Here is a 21681-nt window from a genome sequence, read left to right as displayed (position 1 = left end):
TCCCACGGCGCGCCCACCCGAATTTTTGTCCAGATCCGCAGGCTTACCCGGCCTGGAAGTCCGCATATCTGGACAAAAACTCTAGCCCGCGGCGGTCAGGAACTTTTGCAGCAGCGGCCCGGAGGTTGTTGCCCCCAGGCCTCCATCCTCCACAAAAACTGCAACGGCGAGATCACCCTGTACGGCCACAATCCAAGCGTGCGTCTTTGGCGGATTCTCTTTGCCGAACTCGGCCGTGCCGGTCTTGGCTCCAACCGGGGCACCGGGAACACTGGACAGGAAACCTGCGTGGCCGGATGTCACCACGGCCCGCATCATATCGGCCAGGGACGCCGCTTCCTCGGCCGTGATGGGATTCTCGGAGGCCTGGGACGGAGCCTCCGCGGTGGCCGTGGCCGAGGGCTGCGCCGCGGGCGCAGTGGAGCCGCTGGTCGTTCCCTCGGCAGCGGCACCGGCGTCGGGATTCAACACCAGCTGCGGGGCTACCGGCGCACCCTTGGCCACGGAGCCGGCCATCATGGCGGCGGCCAGTGGTGACAGCAGCACCTTTCCCTGGCCGATCATCGAAGCGGCGTGCTCAGTTCCCGCGGCCTCTCCGGGGACGGATCCCAGGAAGGCGGCGGCGCCGAGAGTCGGTGCCTCAACGGCGAGGCCCATCGCCATGGCGGCTGCTTCAAGCTGCCCCTGCGAAACGGTGTCCCGTGCGGCGATGAAGGCTGTATTGCAGGAGTGGGCAAAGGCGTCACGGAGCGTCACTGAACCCAATGAGCCCTCCGGATACCCCTCCGCGTTCTTGAAAGTCCGTCCGTCCACCGTCAACGTGGGTGTGCATTCGACCTTCGACTCAGGGGTCAGCCCGTTGCGGAACATCGCCAGTGAATCCACCATCTTGAAGATGGAGCCGGGCGCGTACTGACCCAGCATTGCTGTGTTGTAGCCGTTGCTCCCCGGACCGGAGGCGGCCGCCAGGACAGCGCCGGTTGAAGGCCGGAGCGCAACAATCGCAGAGGCCGGCTCCACGCCTTCCAACGTGCTCTCGGCCAGCGACTGCAGCGTGGGATCCAGGGTTGTCTTCAGTGGGGTTCCCGGCGTGGGCTTCACCTCAAAAAGCACCCGGCGCGGATCGGTTGCGGCGGACTGGATCTGTTCCCTCGTCAGGTCGGCGCGCTGTGCACGGATAACGACGGCGTCCGTCCCCCTGAGCTGGTCGTCGTACTGCTGCTGGAGGCCGCCGACGCCGGTGACGTCACCGGCTGTCAGCTCGCCGCCGGATGCCTCGATCTGCTCGGCCGTGGCCTCGCCCACCGAGCCGAGGACGGCGCGGGCAAAGGTGCGGTTGGGGGCCAACGGCATGGAGGCCGGAATGGCACGGGCCCCTGGAATCGCCGCAATCTGCTCATTGGTGATGGTGCGGCCTTCTTCGCGCAGGGTGATCGCGGAGACAAAGGCCTCGGCACCCGACGCCTGGACCTGCTGGACGTAGGCGGCAGGGTCCACTCCGACGAGCGCTGCAAGCTTGGTGGCGGAATCAACCGGATCCCCGGCGCCAAGCTGAGGCTTGTCGATACCCACATTCACCACGGGACGGTATGTCACCAGGGGTACGTCGCCGGCACCCAGGATGTCTGCCCGCTGCGGAGACTGGGAGCCTTTAGTCAGGATCTCGCTGTCGGCCAGGTCCGGCGCCAGGGTGGCCGGATCCCAGACCGTCAGCCATTTGTCCCCGGACTTCTTGAATTTGGCCGAGACGGAGTACTTCCACTCGGCGCCGCCAAAGTTCCAGGTGTAGTTCAGGGGTGCAGAGGCGTTGTCCCCGTCAAGGGCCAGTTCGCCTGCTTCGACGGCGGGCTTCTGGGGATCCAGTGCCGCAAAAACTTTTTTCAGCTGGTCATTTGCAGCTGCGGAATCCTTGCCATCGAAGGGCACCGAGCCCACATCCAGTCCGGCTACTGCCGCGGCCAACTGCCCCGCAGCCGCTTCAGCTCCGCTCCTGCCGTCGTCGCAGGCAACCAGCGAAGTTCCGAGAATGACGGCAGCGATGCCCAAAGAAAGTTTTGTTGATATCCCCATCGCGCCATTATCCCCCGCTTTTGGGGTCACTTTGGCACGTTGCGTTCTTCCGAGCCGCCGGAGACGGGAGCTGGAGGCCTACGCTGCGGCCAGCCCGAGTGCCGGGACGGAAAGACCGAACATGTCCTGAAGTGCATACTTCGCAGCGTGGTACCCCGGCATGCCGGTAACACCCGGCCCTGGCGGGGTGGAGGAAGAACACAGATAGACGCCGCGCAAGGGTGTACGCCATGGGACCGGCGACACGACCGGCCTCTGGACAAGGTTCAGCATGTCCATGGTGCCCGCGCTGAAATCCCCGCCGACGTAGTTGCGGTTGTACTTCGCCAGCCCGGCAGCGGTAATCGCCCTGGACTCCACTACAAGCTCGCGGAACCCCGGCGCGAACCGCTCCAGCTGTGCAGTGATGGCTTCCGTCATGTCCCGCGTCGATCCGGAGGGGACATGACAGTAGGCCCACAGGGTGTGGTGTCCAGTGGGTGCACGGCCGGAGTCGAAGCGTGACTGCTGCGCCACCAGGACGTACGGGCGCTCCGGGTGCCTGCCCGCGCTGACCTCGTTCTCAGCGCGGGCCACCTCGGCCCGGGTACCGCCCAGGTGGACCGTTCCGGCGTCGGCCAGTTCCCGTGCCGTCCACGGCACGGGTCCCGAGAGGATGAAATCCACTTTGCACGAGCCATTTCCGTACCTGAACGATTCCAGCGCCCCCCGGTACCGGGCGGGAAGAGCGTTACCGGCCATGTTCAGCAACCCTTGCGGGGCCACGTCCAGCAACGTCGTGCGCGCGGACGGCAGATCCGCCAGCTGGTCGATGGGTGCATCGGTGTGGATAACACCCCCATGGGCGAGGATGTCATCCGCCAGGGCGGCAGCTATGGCGGCCGACCCTCCTTCCGGGATGGGCCAGCCACCCGCATGCCCGAGCGCCCCCAGCATCAGCCCCGCGCCGGACGCAGCGAGGGAGGGCAGGTGGGAGATGGCATGGGCGGCAACCCCGGCCAGCAGGGCCGGTGCAAAGTCTTCCTTGAACCGGGCGTTCCACAGTCCGGTTCCCTGCTCCACGGTCCTCAATCCGAACAGCCCTGCCGCCAACGGGTTGCGGGGGACGCGGATCAGCTGGTTCTGGGTGAAGTCCATAATCTCGTCGATGTGGTCCACGAGAGGTGCCAGCAGCCGCCGGTAAGCAGCACCGTCGCGGCCCAGTCCGTCAGCTGTCCGGTCCAGCGACCGGTAGGCGAGGGCGGCCCTGCCACCATCCAGCGGTGATCCGTAGGACAGGTCGGGGGTTATCAGGTTTACCCGGCGGGACAGTTCGAAGGCCTTGAAAAATGGTGAGGCCACTGCCATCGGATGAACCGCGGAGCAGATGTCGTGGAAGTGCCCCGGCTGCATCAGTTCGCTGGTCCGGGTCCCGCCGCCGATGGTACTGCCTGCCTCGAAGAGCTCCACGGACAGCCCGGCCCGCGCCATGACCGCCGCCGCTGCAAGCCCGTTCGGCCCGGCGCCCACTACCGCTACGTCAGGCATTGGAACCCTTCCAGGGCAGTACGGAGTTAGATCGCCCTCTAAGGTTCAACCGGAGCCAGTCAGGCGCGCCGGCAAAGGGGCCGCTCTGGGGATCATCAAGATGATGCCGGCGGATGGGGTCGTAGTCCGGGTTGTAAATGTCCCAGGTCACGCGCAGCATAAGGTAACCCACCGCCGCCATGTGCGCCGCGACGGCGAGGACGTAATAAGGCATATCCAGGTTGTGCTGGGAAGAGCCTGCGCTGGTCACTTGTCCAAGGTACATCCACACTGCTGCCCAGTGCAGGCCCTCGATTCCCTGCCAGATCAAAAAGTCACGCCATCTCGGCCGCGCCAGCGCAAGGAGGGGAATCAGCCACACCACGAACTGCGGCGAATAGACCTTGCCGGTAAGGATAAACGCCGCCACGATCAGGAAGGCCAGTTGGGCGAGGCGGGGGCGGCGGCCGGCGGTCAGGGCAACAGCTGCAATGGCCACACAGGACAGGAGAAAAAGGCCAGGGGACAAGAGGTCGACGGCGGCCGGGCTGAGTTCCGTCCATTGCAGCCGGTTCGCCACGAGGTTGTAGGCGAACCAGGGCGAGCTGTACCCGGCGTCGCGGTCCACGCTGAACTGGAAGAAGTAGGCCCACCCGGCAGGGTTGGCAGCGGCGAAGGGCAGGTTGACGGCAAGCCATGAGGCGGCGGCAGAGCCCGCCGTCACCAGCAAGGGACGGAACCGTCCAGTCCGGATGGCAAGCAGCAGGAACGCGCCAATAACAAGCAGCGGATACAGCTTCGTCGCCGCCCCCAGCCCGATGAAGACCCCGGCAAGCACCAGCCGCTCCCGCGAGAAGAAGTACATGCCCAGGGCGAGCAGGGCCACCGCCCACAGATCCCAGTTGATGGTGCCGGCCAGCACGATGCCCGGGGCCAAGGCCACCATGGCGGCATCCCAGGGCCGCCGGCTGGACATTCTCGCGGTGGCCAGGACCGTGACCACAGTAACTGCGGCCAGAAGGGCAACATTGAGGTCGAAGTAGCCCAGGACACGCGAATCCGATATCCCTGCCCCGGGAACGAGCCATGCCGTGACACCCGCGATCAGGGCGATCAGAACCGGATACTCAAACTGGCTCCCGGCACCAAGGACGGGTACGGTTCCCTCTGCCAGTCCACGGTTCCGAAAAAGCTCAGGGAAATCCGAATAGCAGGTGGCGTAGAACTGCGTGGGGGATTCCCAGCCGTTGACGCGGCAATACCCTTTGACCAGGATGCCCGCAAGGGCAGCCAGCACCGTGAGCAGTATCAGTACACGTTCAACGGTGAAGATGCCGGGGGAGACGATGCCCGGTGCGGCCCTGGCTCCGAGGGGGCCGCCGATGGCTTCGGTGAAGTTGCGCAGCAGGACATCACTGCGGCTGGGAACTACGAGGCGCGTCCGCCCTCGGTGCTCCGGCGGCTGGGTCTCCTCCATGGCATCGAGCTTACCGTTGCTGCCTGACACCATCGGAAGAGTGCCCACGAGGAGCCCACGCGTCGCCGCGTGGGCTCCGGCACTGGCACTCATGTGCGCCCATATCTTCTCCTGCAGATCAAGCGGGCCATTAGCGCATACCGCCCAACTGCTGGTGCATCAGGAGGAATACATCTTCCCGTTGTTTCTCCAGCAGAGGGCGGTTGAATTGCCTGCGGCTGCTGCGTCTCCCGCGTGAAGGAGACAGGAGTTTCTGAAGCTTCTTGATCATTGTGGATCACCTCCTTTCGAACTGACTGGCCCGCAAACTGGGCGCGACAAATAAGCCCCCAATCCCCGCCATAAAGAAATGTCCGGTTTTGGGGCATAGGAATACCCGGGAATGAATAAGTAATTAGAACCCGCGGGAAGGGAGCACAAAGCCCATAAGCTGCCGATGGCAATAGAAGAAAACTGCCGGGCTAATGGGTTAGCTGGTTATCCCGTGAAAGATGCAAGGGTGCGGATAACGGTGCCTGATGCACCCGAAACATCGCAGCCGGTCTCAGCACCGGCGGCAGGGGCGGCGGCTAAGAGCCGGCGAACCCTGGAAAGGGGCGCGCAAAAGCATCAGAGGCCGGGTCCGCGGTGATGGTTGTCTTCCGTCCGCTAGTCAAAGTAATCATTTTTCCCAACCTCCTTTTCTGCTCTGCCGTTGCTTCAGCTGAGTGGCCTGGCAACGAACGCCACGACCCCGGCAGGACGCTCTGGGGTCAGGAATAAAAGTACACCACGATTACAGTGCACCGCTACCTAATTCGTGAAACTTTCTAAAGAAACTCGGAAAAGGCTATTAAAGGCCCCACCGGACAATTGCCGGAGTCCTCTTATCCCAGCCCAGGGTGCACACTTTCGCGGTTCCGAGAATAAAGTGGCGCCCCTCGGTGGGCGGCAATTCGAGCCAGCGGGCTGTGAGGATCCGGGAGAAGTGCCCGTGGGCCACAATGAGGACGTTGTCCATGCCGGATTCCAGGACGCGCCCAATGATCTTGTCCGCCCGGGCAGCCACCTCGTCCAGCGTCTCTCCGTTGGGCACGCCGTGGGTCCAGATCAGGTAATCGGGGTTGTCTTTCCGGATCAAGTCCGAGCTGATTCCTTCATAATCGCCATAATTCCATTCCACGGCGAGGGGCTCATGCTGGGCGTCCGGAAAGCCTGCCAGTTCCGCCGTCCGGCGGGCGCGCCTCAGGGGAGAGGTCAGCACCAGGTCAAAATCGACAGGGTCCAGCACCTTCCGGGCCTCCACCGCCTGCTGCTCGCCTTCAACAGTCAGGGGCAAATCTGTGAGTCCCGTGTACTGCCCGCTTTTGGACCACTCCGTCTCGCCGTGGCGGAGGATCCAAAGCTGGGGGCGGGGGGCAAGGGCAGGATTGGTCACTTGGACTCCTTGGAGGAAAGGTCGACGGCGGCAGGAGGCGTTCCGGCCCCAGGTTCGGCAGGTGTAGATTCAGGCTGCTCCGCCCACCAGCGGAGCAGCCTGGCTTCCGCTTCTTCGGTGGGCAGGGGCCCGTGCTCCATCCGCTCATTGAGCAGGAACTTATAGGCGCGGCCCACTACAGGGCCAGGTTTGAGGTCCAGGAGGGCCATGATCCGGGCACCGTCCAGGTCCGGGCGCACCGAATCCAGCGATTCCTGTTCCCGCAGCGACGCGATCCGGGACTCGAGGTCGTCATAGGCGAAAGCGAGCCGCTCGGCCTTCCGCTGGTTGCGCGTGGTGACATCCGAGCGGGTCAGCCGGTGCAGCCGTTCCAGCAGCGGCCCGGCGTCGGTCACGTAGCGGCGAACCGCGGAGTCGCTCCAGCCCGCGTCGCCGTAACCGTAAAAGCGCATGTGCAGCTCCACCAGGCGGGCAACGGCCTTGATGGTGTCATTGTCGAACCGCAGGGCCTTCATCCTCTTGGTGGTGAGCTTGGCACCCACCATGTCGTGATGCCGGAAGCTCACCGCGCCGCCCGGTTCAAAACGGCGCGTAGCCGGCTTGCCGACGTCGTGCATCAATGCTGCGAAGCGGAGCACAAAGTCCGGCGCCGGCACGGCGCCGTCAGCGTCCGTTTCCAGTTCCGCCGCCTGTTCCAGCACCTGCAGCGAATGCTGGTAGACGTCCTTGTGGCGGTGGTGCTCATCCGATTCGAGCCGGAGGGCGGAGACTTCCGGCAGCACGAACTCGGCCAGGCCGGTGTCCACCAGCAGGTCCACGCCCACCCGGGGGCGGCGGCCGCAGATGAGCTTGGTGAGCTCGTCCCGTACACGTTCGGCGGAAATGATGGTGATCCGTTCGGCCATCCTTGTCATGGCCTGGCGGACGTCATCGTGAACGGAGACACCCAACTGCGCCGCGAACCTGGCGGCGCGCATCATCCGCAGCGGATCATCCGAGAAGGACGCTTCCGGAGCCCCCGGCGTGGCCAGGATGGAGGCGTGCAGGTCGCGTACGCCGCCGAACGGATCCACCAGTTCCAGGGAAGGCAGTTTCAGGGCCATGGCGTTGATGGTGAAGTCCCGCCGGAGCAGGTCGTCAGTCAAAGAGGAGCCGAACGCCACCACCGGTTTCCGGGACTCCGGATCGTAGGCCTCGGCACGGTAGGTGGTTATTTCGATCTGGAAGCCGGCCTTGCGCATTCCGATGGTGCCAAAGGCGCGGCCGATCTCCCAGAAGTTGTCCGCCCACTTCTTGATCAGGGCCACCGTTTGGTCCGGCGTGGCATCAGTGGTGAAGTCCAGGTCCGGGGAGGTCCTGCCCAGGAAAAGGTCACGCACGGGACCGCCCACCAACGAGAGCTCGTGGCCTGCGTCCACAAAACGCTGGCCGAGCTCCAGGACCACCGGGTCCACCTGGAAATCAACGGTGTGGGATTCAGTCTTGTGATGTGGGTGCGCCATAGTTACTTAAGCTTGTCAGAAACCAGCGGGCGCGCAGGCCAAAATGCTGTCAAGATCCTGCTCATTCCGTGCGGCGCCTGCAAAGCGCGTCATATGCAGTCCATGTTCATGTCATGTTCCGGTCATCACGAACGGGCAACAGTCGTTAGAGTGGACTCCATGGCCCATCCAGTACCGAGCGCTCCAGGCAGGAGGACAAACGCACCGTTGCCATCGGCAATCGGTGCGCACGTTGCACCTGCCCAGCATTCGGCACCGGCTTCGCTGCCTACTGTCGAGGAAGTCTCTGCCGGCGGCGTCGTCGTGGACACCTCCGACGCCGAACTGAGGGTGGCGATCATCGCCCGCCTTAACCGCGGCGGACGCCTGGAATGGTGCCTGCCCAAGGGGCATCCGGAGGGCAAGGAAAACAACGAGCAGGCCGCGGTCCGTGAAATCGCCGAAGAAACCGGCATTGAAGGTGACATCCTCGCGCCCCTGGGAAGCATCGACTACTGGTTTACCGTCAGTGGCCACCGCGTACATAAAACGGTCCATCACTACCTCCTGCGGGCCACCGGCGGCGAGCTGACCATCGAGAACGATCCGGACCAGGAAGCAGTGGACGTGGCGTGGGTTCCCATCCATGAACTCGCCCGCAAACTGTCCTTTCCCAATGAGCGCCGCATCGCCGACCTGGCACGCGAAGTCCTGCCAGAACATCTTTAGGGCGGCATTGCCGGGGCCGGTATTGCGGTGATAAGCGGCTGCGGGTGAGACGATGAACTCGATGTCAGCTTCCAATTTTCCTTCCGATCAAGCCGGCCGGGCCAGCGGCGCTCCAGAGGGCGTACCTGCAGACGGTGTACCCCTGGACGGCGCGCCCCAGGCTGCAGCACCCCTGGACAGCGCAACGCAGGACAGCGCCCCCGTGGAAACCGCGCACCTGGCTGCACCCGTGGACGGCTCTCCCTTGGACGGCGGACAAGCCGGCGCCGAGCAGGCGAGTGAAACCAGGTCCAGCGCCATCATGGCCGCGGGAACCCTCGTTTCGCGTTTCCTGGGCTTTGGCAAGACCTGGATGCTGGGCACGGCCCTCGGCCTCGGTTCCACCGTTAATGACACGTTCATCAACGCCAACAACCTGCCCAACCTGATCTTCCTGCTGGTGGCCGGCGGGGTGTTCAACGCTGTGCTGGTGCCACAGATCATCAAGGCCAGCAAGGCTCCGGACAGGGGAGCGGACTACATCAGCCGGCTGCTGACACTGGCTGTCCTGCTCCTGCTGGGACTAACGGCGCTGGTGACGCTGGCAGCACCCTGGGTCATCGAACTCACCACCCAGGGCTACTCCCCGCAGCAAAAAGCATTGGCCGTGGCCTTCGCCTTTTGGTGCCTGCCCCAGATCTTCTTCTACGGCCTCTACGCGCTCCTCACCCAGGTCCTCAATGCCAACGGCGCCTTTGGGCCGGCCATGTGGGCGCCCATCCTGAACAACCTGGTGGCCATTGCCGGCTTGGGAATGTTCATCTGGATCTTCGGCTCAAACGAGATCAATACGCACACCCTGGACAACTGGGGTGACACCCAAACGCTATTGGTGGCCGGCTTCTCCACCATCGGCGTCATCTCGCAGACCGCCATCCTGATGATTCCCGTGATCCGGCTGAAACTGGGACTCCGGCCGCGGTTCGGCTGGCGGGGAGTGGGACTGGGCCAGGCAGCAAAGCTGAGCGTCTGGACCTTGCTGACCGCCGCCGTCGGGCAACTCGCCTTCCTGTACGTCATGCGCATTGCCACCATTCCCGGCGCCGAGCGTATCCGGCTCCAGCAGGCCGGCGACCCTGCCGCGTACATGCTTCCCGGCAACGCGGTGCTGGAGGTTGCCAGCCAGCTGTATCTTCTGCCGCACTCCATCATTGCCCTGTCCCTCGCCACGGTCCTCTTCAACCGCATGACCCGCGCATCGCAGGACGGCAACCGCGCCGAACTGCGCGACGCCCTCTCGCATGGCCTCCGGACCATGGCTGTAGCCACCGTGTTCGGTGCGTTGGCGCTCTTCGCCCTTGCCGGTCCGCTGGGGATGTTCTTCTCTGGCGGCCTTCGCCAGGACGGCGTGATGCTTGCCCAGACGCTGACCATTCTCGCGCTCAGCACGCCGTTCATGAGCGCCAACTTCATGATGTCCCGGGTCTTCTACGCAAACGAGGATGCCCGCACCCCCTTCTACATCCAACTGCTCCTGGCGGTGGTTTACGTGGCCGGGGCGTTTGCCATCCAGTTCCTGCCCGTGAACCAGATCATCTACGCCATTGCGGTGCTCTATATGGTGGGCAACATCCTCTCGGTGGTTATCAGTGCCTTTTTCCTGCGGCGCCTCCTGGGGCACCTGGACGGCGCGCGGATCGCCAACTCCTACATCCGGATGGGCTACGCCGCCCTTGGTTCCGCGGTTGCGGGTGCGGGAGCGCTGTGGTTGATGGGCAGCTACAGCCCGGACGGATTCGCCTGGCGTGATCGGCTGAGCGCGCTCATAACAGTCATCGTGGTGGGCCCCATCATGCTGGCGGCCTACTTCGTCCTGCTCAAACTATTCCGCGTCTCGGAACTGCGCGACCTGCTGCGTCCCCTCCTGGGAAGGCTGGGGCGCGGCGGGACTGCTGCGCCTGCTGAGGAAGACGGGACCCCGCCGTCCGACGATACACCTGGAGCAGGCTCGGATGACCATCGGCGCCGCGCACCCGAGCGCGCCACCACCTCCGTGGATACCGGGCTTATCCCACGCATTTCTGGAGAGTTTGACGCCGTCTCCTTCCGCGCCGGTCCAGTCCCCGAGCGCGGGACAGGACGCCGGGAACCGGCCGACGGCGAACATCACCCCGGCGGCGACGGCACGTACCTCCCCGGCGAGGACCAGCCCAGCACCGCGCGCGGCGGACTGCTGCGCGATCAGATCCCACTTCCCGGACGCCGGACCTTCCAGGGTAAGGCCGGCGAGAACCCCCATTTCAGGCCGCGGCGGCCGCCGAAAAAGTGATGTTGGCGCGGTCTGCCGCTGTCTTTGTCCACGGTGCGTAAGGCGCAATCGGCTAGGATCGATAGGGAACAGGGGTAGTTGCATTCAAGGGCAAGCCTCCCCGGCGGCCCCTTGAACGGTGGTTGCGTCATCCGTCCCGGCAATACCGGACAGTCTAGGAGGAACACGTGTCCAACCCGATCGATGTCGGATCAGTACTGGGCGGCCGTTACAAGGTCACAGCCACTGTATTGGCCTCGCACGACCACGATCTGGTGCTGGATGGTGTGGACCAGGTGCTTAACCGCCCTGTCAGCATCCTGGTTGCCGGACCAGAGAACACCGAGCAGGTTGCCCAAAGCGCACGCGAGGTTGCTACAGGTGAGCGCCCCGGCACGGTTCAGGTTCTGGACCTCGGCGTGACCGAGGCCGCCACCTACCTCATCACCAACCACACGTCCGCGGCGGACCTGCTGGATCTTGTGGTGGCATCCAACCCTCCCTATGTGGAGCCCTTCTTTACGGACACGCTCGGAAGTGAAATCTTTGGGCAGCCGCGGTCCCACGAGCCGGAGCCGTACGACGACGAAGATCACGTGGACGCTGGCTACATCAACTACGGCGATACGCACCCCAGCCAGGTTGATCCTTTCCGTGCTGCGCCCGCAGTGCCGCCAAGGCCTCCTGTCCGGCCGACGAATTCACCCGCCGGGCGTAAGCCGTCCGGGGCGTCCCCGATGGGAGCAGCAGCTCTGGGCGGCGCGGCCGGGGCTGCGGCCGGGGCTGCGGCGTCCCATGCTTCAGCTCGCCCCGCCGGCCCGTCGACCCGGCCTGCTGAAGATCCGGCAACTGCCAGCTTCGAGTCCAACCAGAGGAACCAGCCCGAGGCGGCCGGCAGCGGGAAGCCGAAGGTGTCCCTCTGGTCTGAGGATGATTACGCAAGCGCCGGAGACCAGGACCGGTACGAAGACACTCCGGTTAGAGATGAAAAGCCGGCCAAGAAGAAGTCTCCCGTGTTTGCGCGGCCGGCTGCCGCTGCCGCCCCTGCCGGCCCCTCCTACGCTGATCAGGACGATTATGACGACGACCGGGATGCACCGGCACGTGAACCGCGATCCATGCGCTGGCTGGTGGGCGGGCTGCTCGCCGTCGTTCTGATTGCCGGGCTCGTTTTCGCCGTGACAAACCTTGGCAGCCTCTTTTCCTCGGAGCCGCAGGCCAATCCTTCAGCTCCTGCCACCGCCAATGGCGCTCCCGCAGGCTCTGCCGCGCCAACGCAGGCACCTACCTCGGCCCCGCCCGCCGTCCCGCCGGCCATTGAAAGCGTCAGCCGGCAGGGTACCTTCGACTTTGCCGCAACCTTTGACGGTGACCTGGTCAGGGCATACGACGGTAACGCGGCCAGCTACTGGTCGGACATGGAATTCGCCACGGAAAACTGGGGAGGACTCGCCGCACAGGGCGTGCCGCTGGTGGTGAAGCTTGAGAACCCGGCAACGGTTTCTTCAGTGACGCTTTCGCAGCTGGGTGGTTCAGGTGGAAACATCACGGTGTACACCAACGATCAGCCGTCTTTGGACGGAGCGAAGGCAGTGGGGACGAACAGCTTTACGTCAACCGATCTTAATATGCCGCTCGCGGAGCCGGTCCAGGCCCAGTACGTCATTGTGTCCATCAACTCCCTTCCCCGGCTGGCTGCACCAAAGACGCGCTATGGCTACGGCCTCCGGTTGGCGGAGATCAAGGTCCAGTAAACCCCCACTGCCACTGCGCCGCTTCGGCGAAACTGGTTGGGCTGTAATCCTTACTGTGTTTGGGTTTGCCATGGGACGGTAATCTGGAAAGAGCGTCTCGCGGAGTTCGCTTACTGCTGTCCGCGGTAATCCGCCGTGCCCTGGGGTCGGAATATTCAGCCTGCAGTATCAGTTGTGCCATGTGGCCGGCCTCCAAAGCGGGGCGCGTCAAATAAGGAAGAGGTTCACCGTTCAGTGACCATCGCAGAAAACACCACGTCAGAAGTACGTGATGTCATCATCGTCGGCTCCGGCCCCGCTGGTTACACGGCAGCTGTCTACACTGCCCGCGCCAACCTGAAGCCCCTGTTGCTGGCAGGTTCTGTCACTGCCGGCGGTGAACTGATGAACACCACCGATATTGAGAACTACCCGGGTTTCCCGGAAGGCATTATGGGGCCGGACCTGATGGAAAGCTTCGAGAAGCAGGCAGCACGCTTCGGCACCGAGATTCAGTTCGAGGACGTTACGTCGCTCCAGCTCGAAGGACCTATCAAGACTGTCACGATCGCCACCGGCGAAAGCTTCCAGGCACGGGCAGTGATTCTCTCCACGGGCTCCGCCTACCGTGAACTCGGCCTCCCGAACGAGAAGCGGCTTTCAGGGCACGGTGTCAGCTGGTGTGCAACCTGTGATGGTTTCTTCTTCAAGGACCAAGACATTGCGGTCATCGGTGGGGGAGACTCTGCCATGGAAGAGGCGCTGTTCCTCACCAAGTTTGCGAAATCGGTAACGGTTGTCCACCGCCGCGATACGTTGAAGGCGTCGAAAATCATGGCCGACCGCGCACTGGCCCACGAGAAGATCAACTTCATCTGGAACAGCACTGTGGACGACGTTGTTGGAGACCAAAAGGTCACCGGTTTGAAGTTGAAGAACCTTGTGGACGGTTCCATTTCTGATCTGGCGGTTACGGGCGTATTCGTCGCCATCGGCAACGACCCCCGGACTGATCTCGTTAAGGGAGTCCTGGACCTGACGCCGGAGGGAACTATTGCCGTCGAAGGCCGGAGTTCGAAGACCAGCCTGTCAGGCGTGTTCGCCGCCGGCGACGTCATCGACCCCACGTACCGACAGGCAATCACAGCGTCCGGTTCCGGATGTGTTGCCGCTATTGACGTCGAACACTACCTCGCAGACCTGCAAGCCTAAGTCCGTAAGCGCTACGAAGAGAGAGATAAAACTATGAGCAATGCAAAAGACGTCACAGACGCTAGCTTCGGCACGGACGTTCTGTCCTCAGATAAGCCGGTTATCGTGGACTTCTGGGCTGAATGGTGCGGCCCCTGCCGCAAGCTCGGCCCGATCCTGGACGAGATTTCCGTCGAGTACAGCGAAAAGGTTGACGTTGTGAAGCTGAACGTGGACGACAACCCGACCATCGCGGCAGAGTACGGTATTACATCGATTCCGGCTGTCTACCTGTTCCAGGGTGGGGAAGTGAAGAGCACCGTCATCGGCGCAAAGCCGAAGCAGTTCTTCGAGAAGGAATTTGCTGACGTCCTTTCCTAGGTCGTTACTCCCGGGCTCTTGCCCTGCAAGTACAGAAGTGGTCACCGCTCATGGGCGGTGACCACTTTCTTTTTGGCTCCAGTGCTTCCGTGCGTCTCCACTGTCTCGCTCGCGGAGACGCCTCCAAAGGCACCGGGATTGCCTGGGAAGCGCTGGACCGTACGGAAACGTACAGCTACAGCATTCAATCGTGTGATCTCGGGCTGGGGCGTAACTCTCCAGGGACCGCGTGGTAACCGAGCCGTTTCACGTGAAACACACGCGACTACGCGCGTGGGGAGGGCACGAAGGCTCCAAGCGAAGTGAAGGACTATGGCGGAGTACTGGAACCGGGCAGCGTTCCAACACCGAAGTGCACGATCAGCTAATTCCGATCACTTCATATTCTCGTAAATGTTCATGGCGCACACCTATAGAGTTTCCCTGAGGAGATCCAGTTCCAGGCCGCACGGCTGCCCCTTGTCGCCGCTGCGAATCACGGGCTATTCGCAGAACATCCCGCGGTCTTTCCCAACTGCATTCCTGTGCCGTGTTCGCTATTACGTACAAACCACCCTGCGACAGAGCGTTCGGCCCTGGGACTTGGGCAATCAGCTCGGAAGCCTCGCTATTCACTGCTCTGGTCCTGCTGTTTCACGTGAAACAAGAAGCCACCCTTTGGACTGAATGCACAGTCGTACAGGAAGCACCCTGCGACTCAGCGTTATTCGGAGATGCATGGAAAAGGACGCGCTTGAGCGCGAATTGGATAATGTCTCCGCTGTAGCCCCAGATGGAGTTCCGTGCTGCCAACGGCTGAAAACAGCCAAACCCCAATGAATGGTGTCTTCGGCAATGTTCGTTGTGACGTTAGTCGACAGAAGGTGCGAAAGATGGGCTTTCGATCGTGCGAGAGGGCAACTAGCCCCTAGACGATTGCTCAGGAAATGTCGACTGACCAAATCGGTACAAGGGCACACTTCGACAGAGTCCGAACGAGGCATAGACTCTGTAACGCCAGTGCCTGCCTCGAGACACCTCTTGGACCGACGCCAATAGGGCCAGTGAATGCTGATCAAAGCCTCTGGCGAGAGGGGCGAATCGAGCAACCCCCCACATTTTGGAACCCGACTGCAGGGCCGCTTTCGAAACGACGATCGAAAGTGAGAAATTTCGACATCCCCACTAAGCTCGCGCGAGGACAGGCTATCAGCCCACAGTACGTAAGGTGCAGTCCAAGAAGGGTCCTTAATGTCACCGTGGCTATCAATTATCCGCATCCTGGCCTTGGAGTTAGAGGGCACAGTTCGGTGACCTAAATGGCTCCCGTACTCAAACCACCCGTCATTTGATTAGGCCGAACGCGGAAAGGCACCAACCAGCCCCGCTTCTATTCATGCAATCACTGGGCCGGCCTACCGTGTGCAACTACTGAGGTCACCGTGAAATGCTTTCCGGCATGACAGGGTGCTTAGGGGAGTCGTTCAATAGGTTGCCCCTTGTAGGATCGGACTGATGCAGGCGCACTTTAAAATGATCGCGGATAAGCGGCCGCTGTTTCACGTGAAACGGCGGCGGCGCCTGCCCCGAGCAAATCATCCTAGTTTTGGGTTAGACACGAACGGCGTTCGTTCGTCTCCTACGAACCACCGAATGCACCCTTTCCCGTCGTCCAAGCGTGCCACTCGAATGTCGCATCGCCCGCCCGGCAAGTTTCAGGTGTACCCGCACGTTTCACGTGAAACATCAGCTACGACGCCTTCTCTCCTGCGGCGGGCTTTTACATGTACCATTTTCAAGGGCTCGGGGCACGCGCTGCCCCTTTGGCAAGAAACGAACGCTGCCAAGTTGGACAGAAATAGGGGTTGTCCGGTTCCCTCTCACCAATGCCCCTACGACCACCGCGGAACCTTCTAATTCGATGTGGTCCGTGTAAGGCCCGCTGGGGGAGCCAGAGTCTGTCACCTGGAGGGCTACCGCACACCACCAGCGAGATACATGACATCGGACGCGCTGCCCACCCACCGCACCCGCTTTCCACCTTTCGCACTCCTGTCTCTCCGGCTGCTGACCCACGCTAGAGAGCAGCTGCCGAGCCGCTCACAGCTCTCACGTCCGCGAGAGTGAAACAGATCTTTCGGATCTTGCTCCACGGCCTGCCGATGGACCAGATCTATAGAATGTGCCACAGCAAGGGTGCCTAACCGGTGGCCGGCCCAACCTCAAGGCCGCGTCTTCACGACGGCGGCCCAGGATACAGCCCCACACTCCTTACCGCTACCTGCTTCACATGGGCAGATCGATTCGCGCCTGGTATGCGCAGTGACTAGGTGGTCACCTGCTGTCCTATAGCGCGCGCGTCCCGTCGTTATCCCCATTGTTATCCACAGCCCGCATCCTGCTTGTCAACAGCGTTATCCACAGCTCTCCTGCCACTTCACAGGCAGCCACTTCCCGGCCCCCAGGTAAGCATCAGCAGAGATAGCGCCCTACTTGGCGCAACGAAACGCGATGGAAGACTCCGGATGCGTTACTTCGTGCACTTCAACGGCAAAGTATCACCTGCTGCAATACTAGACTGGTTGATTTTCTAGACGAGTCCAGGCAGTTTCGCGCCCCTGCGCTGTTCTCCTAGTGTTTCACGTGAAACACCCACAGAGGGAATCCGTACCTAGGGCTCGTAGCACCACGCCGACGGGCACAAACACCGTGGCGACCGCGACAATCATCCACAAGGCGCCGGGCATCTGTCCACAGAGTTATCCACAGTGATATGCACCGCATCGAGGCGGCCCCGTCGCATTTCTCCATGGCCGCATCGCGGGGAATCTATAGGCGGAGTAGGTAGAAACTGGCTTAGCGCCGTTGATGGAGACGCCCGTGCTGACGCCGACCCTGCTACAAATCCTGTGCGTCCTTAGGAGTTAGGGGAACGAGCAGCACGAGTTCGCTGGCCGCGCCGCATCGCGATGATCCTTTCGCTACTACCTGTGGGCAATATGGGCATCTCCACAGGAACCAAGCAAAGTGGAAGCTCGACCGGTGCTGCGAAATCTGCGGCCTTCCATGTCGGGAGAGGCCACCAGCACCAGAGCTATGCACAGACGATAGCTAGGAGGATAAGGCTTCTGCCATCTGCTCGATTGGGCCAGACCGACGGCTTATATCGATTTCACTGCGGGCTGACGTGACAACTCATCACCCCACTAACTACGACCCAAACCATCGGCCGATCTTTACGCCTGTCTTTGGAAGAGGCAGCGGTAGGCCTCCGTCGTACTAGCGATAATGGGTCGTCGTGGCGGATCAGACCTTCGCCGTCGGACTAACCACGCAGGGGAGACCGGTCGTCCGTGTTTCACGTGAAACAGTCCTGCGATCCCTGTGCAAGCAAGACAAGCTCAGCAGCTTGAAGAGGACGAAGAACAATGGGGAACGACGCGGCACGCGCTGATCCGGCCTGACTACGGAAGGGGCACCCGCCAACAGAATCAAACACTGCCCACGTCCCAATCCCAGAATCGAATCAGTTGGCAATAATCTGCCCGATTCAGGCCGCTATCCTGACGGTCTCTAGGAATCCTAATAGGACCCACTCTCGCCCTATCCTTCCCGACAATGCTGGACGTCAGCCTGGTGCAAGAAGCGCTAGGTGCAGCTGCTGCAGCGTCCTATGACCGAACACGCAATGACCGGAAGTGCCACGGAGACAATCGTCATACCCCGGCTGTCGCTGACGTCCCTATGGGCGGGCCAAGTTGCTCGGCTTTGTAGCAGAACCTCGGGGGATCCGCGTGCTGCTATGTTGCCTCTTACAGCCGGCTGGGCCTACGTTCCCAGAGGTACGGGGACCTTCGCCAAGTACGAACCAGGTCTCACTCCTTACGCTAGGAGCGGCGCCAATGTGTTCTAGCCTCAGGGACTAGGAAAGCGGTATTCTCCGGCCCGCTTGCGAGGTGTGCACGGACCAGCAGGAGTTCCTGCGCATCACCAGCAATCCGGAAGCCAATGCTTCCACCACCCGTGTTCTAGAGGTTCTCACGATTGCTTGTTGTGAGAAGTGACAACCAGGCTGAAAGGATCTGGCCAATAGCTATCAGGGCACGGTAGTCTTTGCTGTTCCCGCGCCTGCCAAAGGTGTTTCACGTGAAACAAGCTGTGAGCCTGCCCGCCGCTCGCTGAAGCAACGCCGGAATAGGCCTCGAGAAACTGGAAACCCTTAAGTTGCTGTCGATAGCTGAATAGGGTAAGCGCACGCCTTCTCTTGCACGAAGACATCCCATAGGACAACCGGCAGCAGCTACAGGCGGTACGGAGGACCGCTCTATGACTACAGCGCATCCCGAACGAGCGCTGGACTAAAGGAAGGAGCGAAGCAACAAGGAATAGGACATTCGACATAGTCCGCCAACTTTGCGCGCTGGAACCTGAGCTGCGTTCATAGACGCCACGCACCTGCTACCAGAAGCACGGCTAGAGCGGCGACAGGAGCCGCGTGAGGCAGACGCCTATAACAGCCTGCAGCGGCAAGCTTCGTATGACGGGCATGTGCATCTATGGACACAGATCGAGCTATCCGCTAAGGATGGAGAAGTTTCACGTGAAACAGCGGCCGCGGAAAACCGCGGACAGCTGCACGAGCTATGGCGTGCAGCAAACGGTGCGAATCGGGGACAGCCTTACGAGTAAGCGACCACGGCAATTGCAGCTGAGGCTTCGTACCAGGTAGCCGAACCTGGCTTATGCGGAAACACACTTGCTATAGATTCAACAGCATTTCCCAATTCACGGCACAAAGGAAAAAGGCCATAGCCCTTCAAATTTGGGCAGCACAAATTACGTCTACTGCGGAAGAAAGCACCTAAGGGAGGCATTCACAAACCCTCCCGCACCTTAACTAGTTTTTTGCCCCCGGCGCGAGCACATCCATGATGCGGTTAAGATCCTCCACGCTGGCAAATTCGATGCTGACCCGGCCCTTGCGGACCCCAAGCGAGATCTTGACGTTGGTGTCCAGGCGGTCGGAGAGCGATGAAGCCAGGTAGTCCAAGCGCTCGTGCCGCGCACCAGGACGGGGAATGTTGTTCTTCGCCGGCTTAGCCGGGTCCTGGTACATAGCCACGGCTTCTTCGGTGGCGCGTACAGACATACCCTCAGCCACAATCCGCTGTGCCAGACGTTCCATGGCTGCGGCATCAGGAAGTGCCAGGAGCGCCCGCGCATGGCCTGCCGACAGCACTCCTGCTGCCACGCGACGTTGGACCAACGGCGGCAGCTTCAGGAGCCGCAGGGTGTTGGAAACCTGGGGCCGGGAGCGGCCGATGCGGTCGGCCAGCTGTTCATGGGTGGTACCAAAATCTTCGAGCAGCTGCTGATAGGCCGCCGCTTCTTCCAAGGGATTCAGCTGGCTCCGGTGGAGGTTTTCCAGCAGCGCATCCCGCAGGAGGTCGTCGTCGGTGGTGTCCCGGACGATTGCGGGGATAGTCTCCATGCCGGCGGCCTGTACCGCACGCCAGCGCCTCTCGCCCATAACAAGCTCGAACGGTTCTCCACCGTCTTCAGTTGAATTACGGACGACAATTGGCTGGAGGACACCTATTTCGCGGACGGAGTGTACAAGCTCCGCCATGTCGTCCTCATCGAAGACTGCGCGCGGCTGCTTCCGGTTTGGATGAATATCAGAAACGCGAATTTCTGCAAATCGAACGCCGGGCACCGGCACCAGTTCCACGCCCGTATCCGTCTTAAACGAATCAAACGAATCGTCAGCCCCGCTGACCGGAACTTCCTGCCCGTCCTCGTTGGCGGACACCGCCGGCTCGGCATCCGTTTGGGCCGTAGACCTGTGCTCGTTCTTGGTGCCCGCAGCGGTCTTAGTTGCAGAACTGCTGCCTGATTTGTTGGAGGTAGCGGCTGCTTCAGTTGCTCGCGTGGAGGATTTCGCTGCAGCCGGCTTACGCGAAGGACTGGTAGCTTTGGCCGCAGAATCCGGCGCAGTCGTTGACTTAGTGACAGCTCCAATCGGCGGCGCTGATTCCTCTGCCTCTGAAGCGTCAGCAGCCGTCTCGGGCGCCACAGTCTTCCTGCGTCCCTCGGGAAAGAAGAGATCGACGGGACGCGAAACCGCTGCGCCGTTGCCAGCCCCATTCGCACCGGCGGAACTTGGAATCAGTGCGCCAAGACCGCGGCCTAAGCCCCTTCGCTTCTCGCTCATGGGTAAATCCCTCCAGTGGTAGAGCCCGGCCTTGCCGGACTCCAGTTGTTGCAGTTCTTGAAGATTTTAGCGTTCTGCTATTTCAGCAGCGGCTTCCAGGTAGGACAGGGCTCCACTGGATGAGGGGTCGTAGGTCATCACGGTTTGTTGGTAGCTCGGAGCTTCGGAGATACGAACCGAGCGCGGCACAACCGCAGACAATACTTGCTCGGGGAAGTGTTGGCGCACCTCGGCGGCGACCTGGGCAGCCAGGTTGGTGCGGCCGTCATACATGGTCAGGAGGATGGTGGAGACCACGAGATCGGCGTTGAGATGTTTCTGGATCATCTCGATGTTTTTGAGAAGTTGGCTCAGTCCCTCCAGTGCGTAGTACTCGCACTGAATGGGAATCAGGACTTCACTCGCTGCGCAGAAGGCGTTAACCGTCAGAAGGCCAAGGCTTGGAGGGCAGTCAATGAAGATGTAGTCCAGGCGTTGTTCGCCCTTCTTCTCCCGAACCTTTGCGTAAACATCAATGGCTCGGCGCAGCCGCTGCTCGCGGGCCACAAGCGACACAAGCTCAATCTCTGCACCCGCCAGGTGGATTGTGGCCGGTGCACAGATGAGGTTGTCGATATCCGGGCACGGCGCGACCACATCGGCCAGGGGAACGTCGTTGATCAGGACGTCATAGATGCTGTCCACGTCCGCGTGGTGCTCAATGCCCAAGGCAGTGGAGGCGTTGCCCTGGGGGTCGATGTCTATCACCAGGACATTCAGTCCGGCGGCGGCAAGGGCGGCCGCGATGTTCACTGTTGTGGTGGTCTTGCCGACGCCGCCCTTTTGGTTGGACACCGTGAAGACCCTCGTCTTCTCGGGACGCGGCAACTGCCGTCCAACAAGTCGCTCACGCCGGCGGGTCTCGTGCGCCAATTCCCGGGCGATAGGACTGGAATCATCAATTGCGTCGATAATGTTCGCCCTACCCGCAGAAGTTGTTTCACGTGAAACGAGGACAGGAGACGAGTTTGAGACCAGACGCGGTTGATTCCCGAGTAAACCCGAGGTGGCCGAAACAGCACCAGCGAGAGAACGTGCTGACCCCAATGACACGAACGGCGGTATCCGTTGCGTGGAGGCTTCGCTACTGGTCACTGGGGCACACTCACTCTCGTTCAGCTATTTTTGCTGCCGTTGACTAGCCTAACTGCTTACCCCGGCAGACTGTGGCCGCCGG

Annotated in this window: 12 protein-coding genes; 5 read left to right on the top strand and 7 right to left on the bottom strand. The window is 61.8% G+C overall.

Annotated elements, in window-relative coordinates; genetic code table 11:
- Window positions 1–81: 81 nt before the first annotated feature.
- The 5 genes from G6R19_RS11515 to G6R19_RS11495 all read right to left on the bottom strand — a co-directional run bounded on the left by G6R19_RS11515 (window position 82) and on the right by G6R19_RS11495 (window position 7972).
- Window positions 82–2070 carry a penicillin-binding transpeptidase domain-containing protein gene (locus G6R19_RS11515; protein ID WP_163165003.1) on the bottom strand — a complete coding sequence of 663 codons (1989 nt, stop codon included), beginning with the start codon at window positions 2068–2070 and terminating at the stop codon, window positions 82–84.
- Between the two features lie 78 nt (window positions 2071–2148).
- A complete protein-coding gene (locus tag G6R19_RS11510; protein ID WP_163165001.1) occupies window positions 2149–3597 on the bottom strand; it encodes an NAD(P)/FAD-dependent oxidoreductase in 1449 nt (482 codons plus the stop codon).
- The gene (locus G6R19_RS11505; protein WP_163165307.1) at window positions 3590–5053 is read right to left on the bottom strand and encodes a glycosyltransferase 87 family protein; all 1464 of its coding nucleotides are present in this window, start codon (window positions 5051–5053) and stop codon (window positions 3590–3592) included. Before G6R19_RS11505 ends, G6R19_RS11510 begins: the two co-directional genes overlap by 8 nt.
- A gap of 832 nt (window positions 5054–5885) precedes the next feature.
- Window positions 5886–6470, bottom strand: a complete 585-nt coding sequence (locus G6R19_RS11500) for a histidine phosphatase family protein (protein ID WP_163164999.1) — start codon at window positions 6468–6470, stop codon at window positions 5886–5888.
- Window positions 6467–7972 (bottom strand): CCA tRNA nucleotidyltransferase, encoded by a 1506-nt coding sequence (locus G6R19_RS11495; protein ID WP_163164997.1) that lies wholly within the window; start codon window positions 7970–7972, stop codon window positions 6467–6469. The genes G6R19_RS11500 and G6R19_RS11495 overlap by 4 nt, the downstream gene beginning before the upstream one ends.
- Before the next feature lie 159 nt (window positions 7973–8131).
- Here G6R19_RS11495 and G6R19_RS11490 point away from each other — a divergent pair, with 159 nt between their 5' ends.
- The 5 genes from G6R19_RS11490 (at window position 8132) to trxA (ending at window position 14272) form a co-directional block, all read left to right on the top strand.
- Window positions 8132–8680: an NUDIX hydrolase gene (locus G6R19_RS11490; protein WP_240341843.1), complete on the top strand. Its 549-nt coding sequence runs from the start codon at window positions 8132–8134 to the stop codon at window positions 8678–8680.
- A 61-nt stretch (window positions 8681–8741) separates the two neighbouring features.
- A complete protein-coding gene (murJ, locus tag G6R19_RS11485; RefSeq protein ID WP_163164995.1) occupies window positions 8742–10988 on the top strand; it encodes a murein biosynthesis integral membrane protein MurJ in 2247 nt (748 codons plus the stop codon).
- A 167-nt stretch (window positions 10989–11155) separates the two neighbouring features.
- Complete coding sequence (locus tag G6R19_RS11480; protein ID WP_163164993.1) at window positions 11156–12721, top strand: discoidin domain-containing protein; 1566 nt, start codon at window positions 11156–11158, stop codon at window positions 12719–12721.
- Window positions 12722–12955: 234 nt separating this feature from the next.
- Entirely contained in the window at window positions 12956–13912 is a 957-nt protein-coding gene (gene trxB, locus G6R19_RS11475; protein WP_163164991.1) for a thioredoxin-disulfide reductase, read from the top strand.
- 33 nt (window positions 13913–13945) lie between these two features.
- Window positions 13946–14272, top strand: coding sequence for a thioredoxin (gene trxA, locus G6R19_RS11470; protein WP_163164989.1), 327 nt, complete (start codon window positions 13946–13948; stop codon window positions 14270–14272).
- Between the two features lie 4876 nt (window positions 14273–19148).
- On the opposite strand, the gene G6R19_RS11465 is transcribed toward trxA, so the two are convergent.
- Window positions 19149–20465 carry a ParB/RepB/Spo0J family partition protein gene (locus tag G6R19_RS11465; RefSeq protein WP_163164987.1) on the bottom strand — a complete coding sequence of 439 codons (1317 nt, stop codon included), beginning with the start codon at window positions 20463–20465 and terminating at the stop codon, window positions 19149–19151.
- A gap of 66 nt (window positions 20466–20531) precedes the next feature.
- Window positions 20532–21599, bottom strand: a complete 1068-nt coding sequence (locus G6R19_RS11460) for a ParA family protein (RefSeq protein ID WP_275898064.1) — start codon at window positions 21597–21599, stop codon at window positions 20532–20534.
- Window positions 21600–21681: the final 82 nt, after the last annotated feature.

The organism is Arthrobacter sp. Alg241-R88, from assembly GCF_900537115.1.
Classification (GTDB): domain Bacteria; phylum Actinomycetota; class Actinomycetes; order Actinomycetales; family Micrococcaceae; genus Arthrobacter.
This window is presented reverse-complemented; position numbering and strand designations above follow the sequence as displayed.